10 protein-coding genes and 2 tRNA genes are annotated in these 13,316 nt (G+C 61.9%); 11 read left to right on the top strand and 1 reads right to left on the bottom strand.

Annotation, left to right across the window (positions count from 1 at the left end; genetic code table 11):
- Positions 1-10: 10 nt before the first annotated feature.
- Positions 11-1,456 (bottom strand): zinc-dependent metalloprotease, encoded by a 1,446-nt coding sequence (locus AC1DJW_RS00385; protein ID WP_459341180.1) that lies wholly within the window; start codon positions 1,454-1,456, stop codon positions 11-13.
- 217 nt (positions 1,457-1,673) lie between these two features.
- Between AC1DJW_RS00385 and AC1DJW_RS00380 the strand changes: the two genes are divergently transcribed.
- The 11 genes from AC1DJW_RS00380 (at position 1,674) to AC1DJW_RS00330 (ending at position 13,247) form a co-directional block, all read left to right on the top strand.
- Positions 1,674-2,891, top strand: coding sequence for a YlbL family protein (locus tag AC1DJW_RS00380; RefSeq protein ID WP_390279270.1), 1,218 nt, complete (start codon positions 1,674-1,676; stop codon positions 2,889-2,891).
- Positions 2,892-3,024: 133 nt separating this feature from the next.
- Positions 3,025-6,027 (top strand): UPF0182 family membrane protein, encoded by a 3,003-nt coding sequence (locus AC1DJW_RS00375; RefSeq protein ID WP_284751575.1) that lies wholly within the window; start codon positions 3,025-3,027, stop codon positions 6,025-6,027.
- Positions 6,028-6,229: 202 nt separating this feature from the next.
- Positions 6,230-6,303, top strand: a tRNA-Met gene (locus AC1DJW_RS00370).
- Between the two features lie 333 nt (positions 6,304-6,636).
- Positions 6,637-6,713, top strand: a tRNA-Met gene (locus AC1DJW_RS00365).
- Positions 6,714-7,227: 514 nt separating this feature from the next.
- Positions 7,228-7,470 carry a hypothetical protein gene (locus AC1DJW_RS00360; RefSeq protein ID WP_459341178.1) on the top strand — a complete coding sequence of 81 codons (243 nt, stop codon included), beginning with the start codon at positions 7,228-7,230 and terminating at the stop codon, positions 7,468-7,470.
- A gap of 33 nt (positions 7,471-7,503) precedes the next feature.
- On the top strand, positions 7,504-8,292 hold the full coding sequence (locus tag AC1DJW_RS00355) for an ABC transporter ATP-binding protein (RefSeq protein WP_476900579.1): 789 nt from the start codon (positions 7,504-7,506) through the stop codon (positions 8,290-8,292).
- The gene (locus AC1DJW_RS00350) at positions 8,289-8,582 is read left to right on the top strand and encodes a hypothetical protein (RefSeq protein ID WP_390279266.1); all 294 of its coding nucleotides are present in this window, start codon (positions 8,289-8,291) and stop codon (positions 8,580-8,582) included. The genes AC1DJW_RS00355 and AC1DJW_RS00350 overlap by 4 nt, the downstream gene beginning before the upstream one ends.
- A gap of 101 nt (positions 8,583-8,683) precedes the next feature.
- A complete protein-coding gene (locus AC1DJW_RS00345) occupies positions 8,684-10,090 on the top strand; it encodes a hypothetical protein (protein ID WP_476900480.1) in 1,407 nt (468 codons plus the stop codon).
- 848 nt (positions 10,091-10,938) lie between these two features.
- Entirely contained in the window at positions 10,939-11,310 is a 372-nt protein-coding gene (locus AC1DJW_RS00340) for a VOC family protein (RefSeq protein WP_059387516.1), read from the top strand.
- Between the two features lie 184 nt (positions 11,311-11,494).
- Positions 11,495-12,262, top strand: coding sequence for an electron transfer flavoprotein subunit beta/FixA family protein (locus AC1DJW_RS00335; protein ID WP_476900479.1), 768 nt, complete (start codon positions 11,495-11,497; stop codon positions 12,260-12,262).
- Between the two features lie 13 nt (positions 12,263-12,275).
- Positions 12,276-13,247, top strand: a complete 972-nt coding sequence (locus AC1DJW_RS00330; protein WP_476900478.1) for an electron transfer flavoprotein subunit alpha/FixB family protein — start codon at positions 12,276-12,278, stop codon at positions 13,245-13,247.
- The last annotated feature ends 69 nt before the right edge of the window (positions 13,248-13,316 follow it).

The raw sequence follows: 13,316 nt of genomic DNA, 5'->3' as shown, positions 1-13,316 counted from the left end.
TTAGGAGCGGCTAAGCCTTGGGCTCTCCGGGCTCAGTGTCGTCAGGGGAATCGCCGTCTTCAGACTTCGGAGCTTCCGGGGTGCCCTCGCCCTTCTCCTCATCGTTCGGAGCGTCGTAGCCGCCTTCAAGGAGCTTCTGCAGCGCATCGTCCACTTCGGTGTCGCTGGCTTCAGCCAGGCGGCGCCGTTCCGTGAAGCCCGCGGGGTCGTCGAGGTCGTGCGCCGTGGGGAGCAAATCGGGGTGCTGCCAGATGGCATCGCGGCCGGCTATTCCACGCTCGTCCTTCAGAGCAGCCCACAGTGTGGCGGCTTCGCGCAGGCGCCGCGGGCGCAGTTCGAGTCCCACCAACGAGGAGAACGCGTGTTCAGCGGGTCCTCCCGTGGCGCGGCGCCTCCGCACCGTCTCGCGGAGCGCGACGGCGGATGGCAGCACGTTCTCGGTGGCGGCGGCAGTCAGTTCGTCCACCCAGCCCTCAACCAGCGCGAGCGCGGTTTCGAGTTTCTCCAGGGCGGCCGATTGTTCGGGAGTGCGCTCGGGCGTGAACACCCCTTGGGAGAGGGCTTCTTGAATGCCCTCTGGGTTGCCGGGATCCAGGTCCCGGGCGAGGTCCTCGACGCGGGACATGTCGATGTGGATTCCCCGGGCGTACGCTTCGATGGCGCCGAGGAGATGGCCTCGCAGCCAGGGAACCTGCACGAAGAGCCGGGCATGAGCGGCTTCGCGGACGGCGAGAAACAGCCGGACGTCGTTCTCCGGGACGCTCAGGCCTTCACCGAATTTCGCCACATTGGCCGGTAGCAATGCCATCTCGAGATCAGCGAGCGGAACTCCGATATCGGTAGAGCTGACCACCTCGGCGGACAGGGCACCGATGGCCTGGCCGAGCTGCATGCCGAAGATGGCTCCGCCCATGTTCTGCAACATGGACGAGGTGCCACCCATCATGGCCTTCATTTCCTCCGGCATCTGCTGTGTCAGCGCGTCCGACAGGGCATTGGCGATGCTGTTGGCCACCGGTTCCGTGAGTCGTTTCCACGTAGAGAGGGTGGCTTCCACCCATTCGGCGCGGGACCAGGCGCGGCCGATGAGGCCCGTCGCCTGAAGATCGGTGACCGGATCCAACCAGAGTTCCGCGAGCCGGAGCGCCTCGTCGACTTCTCGGGCCTGCAGGGCATTCACCGACGGATCCGTGCCCGCAGCGGCAACGCGGCGGGCATTCTCGTGTGCGAGCTGCCAATTGACAGGGCCCTCGGAAGTGGAGCTCATCATGGCCTGCACTTGGGCGAACATCTGCTGCAGCATGTTGGGATCGTTCGGGAGCCCCGCGGCCTTGGCTAATTCGGCGGGGTCGATGTTGCCCATGCCTTGCCCGCCCATCAGGTTCTTCAGCATTTCTGCCAAGGGATCCACAGGGGAATCGTCTCCATTGGAGGGGGTATTGGGGTTGGAGGTCATGGTGCCGCCGATCGTCGGTGTGACTGGTGATCACTTTCAAGGTACCGCGATGCCCGGGGGCTGTCTGCCTCAATAACGCGTCGTTCGCTCTAGGCAAAGCAGGTCTGGCGGGCACAGCGACGTAGGGTGGATCGTTGGTATGTTTACTCGCCTCCACCCTGAGGGAGTCGAAACGGTAGCGTCGGGCACACGGTTCCCGGCGCGGAGAGGTCTTTCATTGACTAGTTTGCCGAGCCCCGGAGCTGCCGGGGAACCCGGACAGCCTCTCGGCCCCTCCAACCCCCAGGGCGTCCCGACGTCGCCCGGCCATTCCCCGGCACAGGATGCTGCAGCATCGCAGGAGCCAGGGCAGGAACCGCCCCGCGCGCCCCAAGCGGCACAGCGCCGCGACGGACGGTACATCGCGATGCTCGTCTCCGGCGCCCTGACCATTGTGTTGGGAATCGCCGCGGCTGTTCTCCCTGTTCCTTACGTCGTGGAGTCTCCCGGGCCGACGTTCAACACCTTGGGCACGGACCACAACAAACCGGTCATCAGCATCACCGGGCACGCGACGTATCCTGCCAAGGGCAACCTGGACCTGACCACCGTCTACATCAACGGCGGTCCCAACGGACCCGTCAACATTTTCGAGGCCTTCCAAGCCTGGCTGGACGGTTCCAAGGCTGTGTACCCCGAAGAACTTCTCTACCCCAAGGGCACCACCAAGCAGCAATCCGAACAGGAAAGCGCGCTTGCCATGACCACGTCCCAGGAGAACGCTGTTGCCTCGGCCCTGCAGGAAGAGAACATTCCGTACGGGCAGAAGCTTGAAGTCGCGGGGTTGTCTGACGGCTCCGCCTCTGCAGGCAAACTCCAAACAGGAGATGTCTTCACGTCGATCAACGGCAAGGCGATTACGTCCCTGAACGTCGTCCAAACCGCACTGGCCGACGGCGCGGGCGCGCCCGCCGTCGTCGTCGTCGACCGGAATGGCAAGCCCGTGACGGTGAGCATCACCCCGGGCAAGGGCTCAAACGGCAAGTACATCCTGGGCGTGCTGCTGCAGTACAAGTTCACGTTCCCGTTTGACGTCAAGATCTCCCTGGACCAGGTGGGCGGACCGAGCGCCGGCATGATGTTCGCGCTGGGCATCATCGACAGCATCACCCCCGGCGACCTCACGGGGGGCAAGCATGTGGCCGGTACCGGGACCATTTCGCCGGACGGCACCGTGGGACCTATTGGCGGGATCGCCCAGAAAATGCGCGGAGCCCGCAACGGCGGCGCCACGCTTTTCCTCGCGCCTGCCGCCAATTGCGACGAGGTAGTAGGACACATTCCGGACGGGCTGCAGGTAGTCAAAGTGGACACTCTGGCGGACGCAAAATCAGCCGTGGAGCGACTCGCCTCGGGCCAGGATATGTCCCGCCTCCCGACATGCTCCAACAACTAGACTGATGATGGAACTTAGCTCCACTGCCACTCGTGGCACTAGTGACGGCCTCCGCCATTAGCACCCGGCACCGGGGCCGACGAACACACGCACTGATGACCGTTAACTGACGACCAGCGATGAGGTATCGAGTTTGTCCCGTCCAGCCAGCACCAGCCCGCCCGGAAGACCGCAGCGGAGACGGGGTGCCCTCACTCCAACTTTGATCATCGTCGCCGTCGCGGTGGTGGGATTCATTTTCTTCGCCAATGTGTGGACAGACGTCCTCTGGTATCAGCAGCTGGGCTTCTTCGAAGTTTATTTCAAGGAAAACCTTGCCCGGATACTAATTTTCCTCGCGGGCTTCGTCCTGATGTCCGTGCCGATCTTCTACGCAATCCGCGTTGCTTACCATGCGCGGCCTGTCTATGCCCCGGATGCCGAGGTCAGGGACAACCTGAACCGGTACCAGGCCCAGCTGGAACCCGTGCGACGCGTGGTCATGATCGGCATCCCCGTGCTGTTCGGCCTGTTCGCCGGCAGCGCGGCCGCGAGCCAGTGGCAAGCGGTGCTTTTGTTCTTCAACCAGGTACCGTTCGGCCAGACCGATCCCCAGTTTGGCCTGGACATCAGTTTCTACCTCATGACGTTGCCGTTCCTTGGCTTTGTCACGGGTTTCCTCATGAGCGTTGTGGTGATTGCCGGAATCGCGGGAATCCTCACCCACTACCTCTACGGCAGTATCCGGCTCATGGAGCGGGGGATCTTCACCAGCCGGGCCGCCCAAATCCACCTGGCCGTGACCGGGGCTGTTTTCCTGCTGCTGCTTGGAGCCAACTTCTGGCTTGACGTCTACAGCACCGTCCAAAACAACGGCGGACACTGGGCAGGCGCCCTCTACACCGACGTCAATGCGGTGATCCCGACGAAGACCATCCTGGCCGTTGCCGCGGGTCTGGTAGCCATCCTCTTCATTGTGGCCGCCGTGATTGGCCGTTGGCGCTTGCCCGTCATCGGCACGGCCATGCTGATCATCACGTCCATCCTCGCTGGCGGTGTCTACCCATGGGTCATCCAGCAGTTCCAAGTCCGCCCCTCGGAGCAGACGCTGGAAAACAAGTACATTGACCGCAACATTGCCATGACCCGGTCCGCCTACGGTTTGGACAAGATCAAGGTTTCTCCGTACAACGCCACCACGGACGCCAAGACCGGGGCGCTTGCCAAGGACGCCCAGACGGCCGCCAATATCCGGCTGTTGGACCCGAACCTGGTTTCCTCGGCGTTCTCCCAGCTGGAGCAGTACCGTCCGTACTACCAGTTCCCCAAGTCTCTCAACGTCGACCGTTACACCGTGGACGGCAAGACCCAGGACACCGTGATCGCTGTCCGCGAATTGAACCAGGACGGGCTGAACGCCAGCCAGCAGACCTGGGTCAACCGGCACATCGTCTACACCCACGGTTACGGCGTCGTCGCCGCCAAGGGCAATACCTTCACGGTTGATGGCAAACCGGACTTCCTGCTGTCCGGAATTCCATCCATGGGTACGCTTGGCAGCGATGCGAGCTACCAGCCCCGCATCTACTTCGGTGAAGATTCGCCGGACTACTCAGTGGTCGGTGCCCCGGATGGCGCTCCGCACCGTGAACAGGACCGTCCGGCCGGCAAGGACACCTCCACCGAAACGCAATACACCTTTACCGGCAACGGTGGCCCCAGCGTGGGCAACTGGTTCAACCGACTCCTGTACTCCATCAAGTTCCAGTCCTCGGACCTGCTGCTCTCTGACGGCGTCAACGAGAAGTCGCAGATACTATACGACCGCACTCCGCGTGAGCGCGTGGAAAAGGTTGCTCCCTACCTGACGGTGGACGGCAGCGCTTACCCCGCAGTGGTCGACGGCCGGGTGAAGTGGATCGTGGACGGCTACACTACCAGCCAGTACTTCCCCTACTCCCAGCAGCAGCAACTGGGAAACGCTACGGCCGATTCGCAGACCACCTCCGGGCGCACTGCGGCCCTGCCGAACAGCACGGTCAACTACATCAGGAACTCGGTCAAGGCCACTGTTGACGCCTATGACGGCTCGGTCACGCTGTACGCCTGGGATGACCAGGACCCCATCCTGAAGTCGTGGGAGAAGATCTTCCCGACCACCGTCAAGCCGTACTCGGAGATGTCGGGACAGCTGATGAGCCACGTACGCTACCCGGAGGACTTGTTCAAGGTCCAGCGTGAGTTGCTTGGGCGTTACCACGTGACCAATGCGGACAGCTTCTACCAGAACAACGACGCGTGGAGCGTTCCGAACGACCCCACGGTCACGGATCCCGTGCGGCAGCCTCCGTTCTACATGTCCCTGCAGATGCCTGACCAGACCAAGCCGGCCTTCCAGCTGACATCGTCGTTCATCCCGCAGGTGGTCAACGGCGCCGCCCGGAACATCCTGTACGGCTTCCTCGCGGCCGATTCCGACGCCGGTAGCCAGAAGGGGGTGAAGGCCGACACCTATGGCCAGTTGCGATTACTCCAATTGCCAACGGATACCCAGGTACCGGGCCCCGGCCAGGCCCAGAACAAGTTCAACTCCGATCCTGAAGTGTCGCGGGAACTCAACCTGCTCAGGCAGGGAGCATCTGATGTGCTCAATGGCAACCTCTTGACGTTGCCGGTGGGCGGAGGCCTGCTCTATGTCCAACCGGTCTATCTGAAGTCCACTGGTGAGACGTCATATCCGACGCTTCAGCGCGTGCTCGTGGCCTTTGGCGACAAGGTCGGCTTTGCCCCCACGCTCGACGGTGCGTTGAAGATCCTCTTCGGCGGTGACTCAGGAGCATCGGCAGGGGACTCGGCCAATAACGGCCAGACTCCCACTCCGCCGGGGACAACGACGCCACCGGCTGCAGCGGATGCGCAGGCCCAGCTGAAGGCTGCACTGGATCAGGCCAACAAGGCCATCCAGGATGGCCAGGCTGCACTGGCCAAGGGCGACTTCGCCGGATACGGTGCCCAGCAGAGCATCCTGTCCGCGGCGATACAGAAAGCGCTCGACGCCGAGTCCCGGCTTGGTGTCACTCCGGCTCCGTCGGCAAGTGCCAGCCCTTCGGCGAGCCCGTCGCCGTCGTCGTCCTCGTCGCCTTCGCCGAGCAAGTAGGCAATTCTCCAGCAGGCTGATTTCGGCTTGGCTGGGGTTTCGAAAGACCGGGCCAGCCCTCAGACGAGGGCTGGCCCGGTTTTCTCTTGATCTGGCTTCTGATCTGGCGGCCCGTGAGAGGTGGCCGCTGGACAGGGGAGACGGAGGTCACGTCGTTTGGATTTGGCCTGACATTCACCTGCAGGTAAAGTAGTTCTTGCGACGCGGGGTGGAGCAGTTCGGTAGCTCGCTGGGCTCATAACCCAGAGGTCACAGGTTCAAATCCTGTCCCCGCAACTGGAGAAAAGATCCGGCACAGTGGAAACACTGTGCCGGATCTTTTTGTTTTCCACCAATTTGTGGAGGGGGATGGGTAGATCGTGTCCCCCGTGTGGGCGTGCAGACTCCGTCCTGACCTTCTTTGCGCCGCCTCGACGCCGATATGACGCGACTCGCCGTGTCGCAAGCGCTTTCCCAAAGCAAAGAAGGTCAGGATGGCGCCAAGCCCCCGAGAATAGCCCCCTCAAGGGCTGTCACTGCGCCCGAAGGTCCTCCAGATCCCATCGTGCTGCAGCGCACATCTGAATGGTCAGGGGCGCCCTCGAATATGCGGTAGAGTTGATTCTGCGACGCGGGGTGGAGCAGTTCGGTAGCTCGCTGGGCTCATAACCCAGAGGTCACAGGTTCAAATCCTGTCCCCGCAACCAAATAAACGAAAGAGTCCGCCCGTCTGGGCGGACTCTTTCGTTTAACTCCTGTTTTGCAGCCCTCTCGATCCCGGGGTCATAGGACAAAACGTGTGTAAATCCCTGATGCGTCATGTCCGTCCCGGGATCGTCTTCGCTGGGATGTCAGATTCTGCTCAATCATTCGAATCGACAAATTCCGGGCCCGCGGAATCACGGGACGGGCAACCTCAGCGAAGCGAATGATCTAGCAGAATCCAGCGGTGTGCGCAGATCCTGTCGATCTGGATCTGGTCTTGGACACGGATTTAGACGGCTTATGCGGGCCGATCCGGGTGAAACGTTTTTTCACACGTAGAAGGGCCGAGGTCCACACTGAGATTGCCCAAAAACACACTGATTTTTGGCAAATCTGTACGGATTTTGACCACTTCGACCGCTGAGAGGCGAAATATCGCGCTAGTTTCTTGGGCGGGGGAACAAAGCTTCATCATGGGATTTCCCCGCAGCCAGTCAAGAAGCTAGGAGGAAATCGATGCAAAAACTCTCAACGCTATTGCTCACGGCTCCCGCACTAATCCCACAACAAGCCGCGGACGCGATGGCCCGTCGTAAGAACGACGTCGGATTTCTGATCGTGATCCCGATTGTAGCCGTCATCGTCATGGGCTTCGTTGCCGCTTGGTTCTGGTATTGCCAGCAGCGTGGCGCTTGGCCGGCAGTGGATATGCCGAGTTGGGAATCCGGGGGAACGTGGAAGCTCTACTGCCGGGTCTAGATCGACGCAACGGTGAATGAACCATTGAAATCTGTGCATTTCACCTGCAGGGTCGAGGAGCTCGGAAAGGACTATGGAACGGTACAAGCGGTGCGGGACATCTCGTTCGAGCTTGTACCCGGAGAAGTATTCGGACTCCTCGGCCCGAACGGGTCCGGAAAGACAACCACCCTTCACATCCTGACTGGTTTGCTTGATGCGAGCCGGGGCAGTGTTGAAGTCAACGGCATTCCTATTGGCCACAAGGAGTCCCGGCAATGGATCGGGTTCGCGCCCGATGACTTGCCGTTGCCTTTGTCGTTGACGGGCACTGAATACCTGGATCTCCATCACCGGCTCCGGAAGCGTGACGACGGGGACGTTGCCGCCCGGTTGGCCGACGTGCTTGGTCTGACGACGGCCCTGGAACGATCCATCATTGGCTACTCCCATGGCATGAAGCGGAAGTTGCAGCTGATCGCCGCCGTCATGCATTCTCCGGAACTCCTCGTCCTCGACGAACCGTTTCGCGGGCTCGATCCGGAAGCTGCGGCTGTGCTTCGGGATTTGCTGGCGATGTTCGCCGGGGCTGGCGGTTCGGTGCTGATAGCCACACATGACATGCTTCGGGCCGAGCGCGATTGTGATCGGGTGATGATCCTCCATAACGGTCAACAGGCCGCATTGGGCAGCCCCTCCGGACTTCGCGAAGCCTACGGAGGGCTCGCATCGCTTGAGGCCGTGTTCCTTCAAGCAACGAATCTTGACGAGTTCCAGGCGGAGCGTCGGGAACAACTACAGGCGGCGCTCCGCGTTGGCCGGCTCGAGGAGGGACCTCAATGAACACGACGTCGAAAATAGTTGGTGCTGTCCTGGGTGGTATGGCCGGGGGACTGGCGCTTTCGTTCATTCTATTCGTGGCCACGAGCGTGATCGCCATTTCGACGGGCTCCCCGGCGACCCTGCCGGGCCTTTTTACCGCCACGGCCGGAACCGAAAACGGGGCATTGGCCTTGGAATTCCAGCCCAACTTCGCCGGAATCCTTGTGGTCATAGCGTTGTCGGTGCTTGTCAGCGTGTTGATGGCGGTGCGAAGCAGCAATGCGTCCCCGGGACCCTCAGGACGCAACTAGTGGGCGCCGCAGCGACGGTCGCCCGCACTACGCTCACAGCTTGGACGAGAGAGACGGCGGGACAGCTCCGGCTCTCTGTAACTACAATCAGGGCTTTCACGTTGACGGCAGTTGCCACCGCCATGGCCTTCGGGACGATCCTGGCTTTGCTGGTCGGGAGCGCAGAAGGAACACAACAGATCACGCTCACACCCGGATTGCTATCCTTTATGTTGGCCGGCCCGTTCCTGACAATGGTGTTTCTGACCGCTTTGTTCTCGATACTAGGCCCGTCCAGGAACTCCCTTGCGACTCTGCTGGAGATGCTCCCGGTTTCCCGGAGGGCGGTTTTCGCGGGGCTGCAGATGCCGGTGCTGGCTTTGTCTTTCATTTTGGCCTTCGGCCTCTGCATTCCTTCACTCGCCGCCCTTTGGCGCACCAGCGTTGACGGTTGGGCTGCTGCGGTTGCGTCAATTCTGTTTGTGGCCTTCCTTGCCTCTGCCCAGTTGCTGGTCCTGGCCATGTTCCAAACCCTGGGCTACGTGTACCGGCGTTGGCTTAAGTTACCGCGCTACTACGCCCTGACGTTCGCCGGGGTTTCTTGCTTCATCATCAGCACACTGCTCGTCTGGACAGATGTCCTGCCGCTGCCGGAGAGCATGGCCGATACTGTCGAGGGTCCACGGAACTTCGCCATGCACCGTCTGTGGGGGCGTGCACTGGCGCCGTTGTGGACTGGCGCCCCTGCTCCGTGGCAGGACCTCGTGATGGGTGTTATCTGGCTGGCGGTTCCTTTGGGCCTGATGTTTCTTGTGGCTCGCGTGGACATCGACAACCACGCGGACGTAACGCTCCGGCTCTTCGCCAACGCCCCACTTCCCCGGAACAGGCTGCTTGCTGCCGCGTACATCGACGGGATACAACTCTTGCGCAGCCACCAGTTCACCGTGTTGGTATTTCTGTTGGCGATAGGGCTTGGCGGCATCGTTGCCTTGTCCACCCACCCTGAGTTCGAGTTCCTCGCAGCGGCCGTAGCGCCCAGCTTGGCTGTGGCACCTTGTATGGTTGGCATGCAATCCTACGGGCTGACAAGCAGGACCCACTGGGTCCAGCGTCACCTCATTGGACGCGCCACTTCCTGGGTTGCACCCAAACTCATCGCCTGCGCAATGATCTCGTTGGTGATTGGTGCTGTTTTCGTCGGATCGTTGGTCGCTGCGGGTCTCCTCACCGCGGATCATTGGGCCCGACTTATTCCTGATGCTGTCCTGGCTTGGGCTGCAGGCATGATCGGTGGAGTGCTCGTGCCATTCAGCCGCGAGCAGCCTTTGGCCAGCGGTGCCACTGGCTTCACGGTCTTTCTGATCTATGGCGCTTCGTCTTCGGCGTCGCGCTGGACGGGAACGCAGCTCGGGAAGTTTTTTGGCGATGCTTCGTACCTCGGGGAGATTCTCTCCAGCGCAGTCTTGACTGTCCTCCTTGCATCGGCACTTGGTCTCCTTGTACTCCGGGTGTCCAAAGATGGATGACGAAGCGGCCGGAGGAACCGAGCTTTATCCGGTTGAGGGTGTTGTCCAGCAAGACGGGAAATGGGCCTACACTCCGCTGGGGATATCCATCTTGGCTCCGCGGCCGATTATCAGACCAGGCGACAGCCCCGAAGACTTCGTGCGTGCTCGCGAGCCTCGACAGCGGGCTGGCTTCAGCCCGGCACGTCGGGCACCGAAGTTTCCTCAACAAACTGCTGTGCGCTGCTCCCTTGCCCGCCACTGCATCGGCAGCTCTGCTACCGGGTGGGGTACGCGCCCAAGCCCAATCCTTGACGATGATGCTCAGAAAGCTGGGCTGGCCCCTGGCGCTCGTCACTGGAGCTTGGTGGGGGACGGAATCCACTGGCCTGCTTATCCTTGGCCTTCTCAGCGCGATGGTCTTCCTCGTCCTGGTGTCGTTGATTCTGCACGAACTGGGACACGTGGCCACCTTCAGGATCTTTGCGCCATCTGCGCCGGCTTTGTTCAGTGTCCGTGCAGGGAGGTTGCGACTGGTTCGTTGCTGCCTGCCAAAACATCAGGACCTTGCCGTCACTATTGCCGGCCCCGCTGCACCGCTTATTCTCCCAGTGGTGCTATGGCTCTTCTATGCATCGTTGCCCGTCCTATTCTGGACTTCAGCAGTAGTCGCAGGTTCGCATCTTGCTTTGCTGCTTCGCGATGACGGCGATGGGCGTATGCTCCGCCTGGCCCTGAGGCAAGGTCCGGCCAGGTGACCCATTCGATCCGAGCCCTTAAAGCGTTGACAGTCCAGCTCCTGGAGGAAGACACTTGGGCCGAATGGCCCGTTCATCCTGACGGAATGGGCCGCCCTGAGGAGGCCCGAGATGATCAGTGCGACGATGGTAGTGGCGACGATTCCGGTCACCGATCTGGAGCGGGCGAAAGAATTCTATGGCGGCATCCTGGGGTTGACCTTCCTCTGGGAGACTCCGGTCGGCGTGCGGTATCGTTGCGGATCCGTCAGCGAGATCTCAGTCTTCAAGCGTCCGCCTACCGCTACAGAGCACACCCTTGCCCACTTCGAAGTGGACGACATTGAGGCCGTGGTCGGCGACTTGGCCGCCAAGGGCGTGGAGTTCCTCGACTACACAGAGGGTCCCCTTGCCACAACAGGGCACATCGCTCAGCTCGGCCCCGCCCGTGGCGCATGGTTCCGTGATCCCGACGGGAACACCCTCGGCATTCGCCAGGGCTAGATCGATCGCTTCGAAAGAAGGCCTGCAACCTGCTGCCGGCCCGAATCCCCATGCCCGGCGCGGAGAATCCCGGCAGAATCAATAGGAGTTCCTAGCATTCCGTCCTTCGCTCCATGGTAAATACTAGGAGTTCCTAGTATTCTCGATTCCAAGCGTCAGCCATTTGCATCGAGGGAGCTGTTGAATGAAGATCGTCGTGCTCGTCAAACAAGTGCCGGATACGGCCGAGGAACGGAAGCTCGACCTGGCAACGGGCCGGCTCGACCGTGAGGCTGCCGACTCCGTGGTCGATGAAATCAACGAGCGCGCCCTCGAAGCCGCGCTGCGCATCAAGGATGCCAACAAAGGCACCGAGGTTGTGGCAATGACCATGTGTCCTGACGACGCCACGCAGTCCTTGCGCAAGGCCCTCTCCATGGGAGCCGATTCAGGGGTTCACATTGTGGATGATTCCCTGGCCGGCGCCGACACCGGTCGAACGGCCGCAACGCTGGCGGCTGCACTGAGGTCTACTGGGTTCGACGTGGTGATGGCCGGCAACGAATCGACGGATGGCCGCGCCGGCGTCGTGCCCGCCATGATTGCCGAACATCTCCAACTGCCACTGTTGGGTTCATTGATCTCCGCGGAAATCGCCGACGACGGCGTGAGCGGCGTTCGCCAGGGTGAGGGTGGAACCCTCAATGTCCGTGCCGGACTGCCCGCCATCATCACTGTGACCGAGCGTTTCCCGGAGGCCCGGTTTCCCAACTTCAAGGGCATCCTGACGGCCAAGCGCAAACCCGTCACCACGTTGTCCGCCGCCGAGCTTGGCGTCCCGACGGGCGCCAGCCACACCGTAGTGGTCTCCACCGTTGAGCGGCCGCCGCGCGCGGCCGGACGAAAACTCATAGATGACGGGACCGCGGCCGACGAGCTGGCCGAGTTCCTCGTTGCGAACCGCCTGGTCTGACGGAGGAAAAGAAATGTCGAACGTCTTGGTGCTCATTGAAATTTCCCACCGCGGCGGGATTGCCGCTTCGGCCCGCGGGCTGCTGGCTGCCGCAGCCACGCTGGGCTCACCGGTCGCCGTCGTCGTGTCGCCTGCACCGCTGGCGGGCGACGACGTCGCGCGCCTGGGTGAGCTCGGCGCGGCAAGGATCTACTCGGCTGTGACAGCTGCCGCCGGCACTGTTTTGGTGGCACCCGCCGTGGATGCCCTGAGCGCGGCCGTCGACGCCTATGGGCCGGCTGCCGTACTCACGGCAAATTCGGTGGACGGCCGCGAAGCTGCCGCCCGGCTTGCCGTGCGGGCAAGCGGGAGCGTGCTCGCCGACGTCGTGCAGGTGCGCAGCGACAACGGAACCGTTGTTGCCCAGCATTCGGTGTTTGGCGGGGCCTACACCGTCGAGTCCGTGGTGGAAGGCGGGCTGCCCATCCTCACCATCCGGCAGGGGGCGATCGAAGGCCAGGCTCCCGCAGCCACGGCAGACCTGCAGACGGTGTCCCTCGATGCTCGAGAAGAAGGTGCCGCAGTCATTGACCGGTTCAACGACGACGTCGCCGTCTCCGTCCGGCCTGAGCTACGGAGTGCCGCCACGGTGGTTTCGGGCGGGCGGGGTTTGGGCTCGTCCGAGAACTTTGTCCTGGTTGAACAGCTCGCCGACACGCTGGGGGCGGCGATCGGTGCGTCACGCGCCGCCGTCGACGCCGGGTACGTTTCCCAGACGGCCCAGGTAGGCCAGACCGGTGTGAGCGTGTCCCCGCAGCTGTACATCGCATTGGGAATTTCCGGAGCCATCCAGCACCGCGCGGGCATGCAGACCGCGAAGACCATTGTGGCCATTAACAAAGACGAGGACGCGCCCATTTTCGAGGTGGCCGACTTCGGAATCGTGGGCGATATTTTCACGGTGGTTCCGAAACTCATCGAGGCCGTCAAAGCCCGTTCCAACTGACGGCGTAACAGGCTTTGGCCGCTTCGGTCCAAAGCCTGTTAGCTTGATGCGTCCCTGATTGCAAAGTTC

It is taken from the genome of Arthrobacter sp. 05L417, from assembly GCF_056397865.1.
This window is presented reverse-complemented; position numbering and strand designations above follow the sequence as displayed.

What these genes read in the sequence shown, in the direction of transcription:
- AC1DJW_RS00360 (WP_459341178.1), top strand. Translation starts at nt 7,228, where the DNA reads ATGCAAAAACTCTCAACGCTATTGCTCACGGCTCCCGCACTAATCCCA.
- AC1DJW_RS00385 (WP_459341180.1), bottom strand. Translation starts at nt 1,456, where the DNA reads ATGACCTCCAACCCCAATACCCCCTCCAATGGAGACGATTCCCCTGTG.
- AC1DJW_RS00350 (WP_390279266.1), top strand. Translation starts at nt 8,289, where the DNA reads ATGAACACGACGTCGAAAATAGTTGGTGCTGTCCTGGGTGGTATGGCC.
- AC1DJW_RS00335 (WP_476900479.1), top strand. Translation starts at nt 11,495, where the DNA reads ATGAAGATCGTCGTGCTCGTCAAACAAGTGCCGGATACGGCCGAGGAA.
- AC1DJW_RS00330 (WP_476900478.1), top strand. Translation starts at nt 12,276, where the DNA reads ATGTCGAACGTCTTGGTGCTCATTGAAATTTCCCACCGCGGCGGGATT.
- AC1DJW_RS00340 (WP_059387516.1), top strand. Translation starts at nt 10,939, where the DNA reads ATGATCAGTGCGACGATGGTAGTGGCGACGATTCCGGTCACCGATCTG.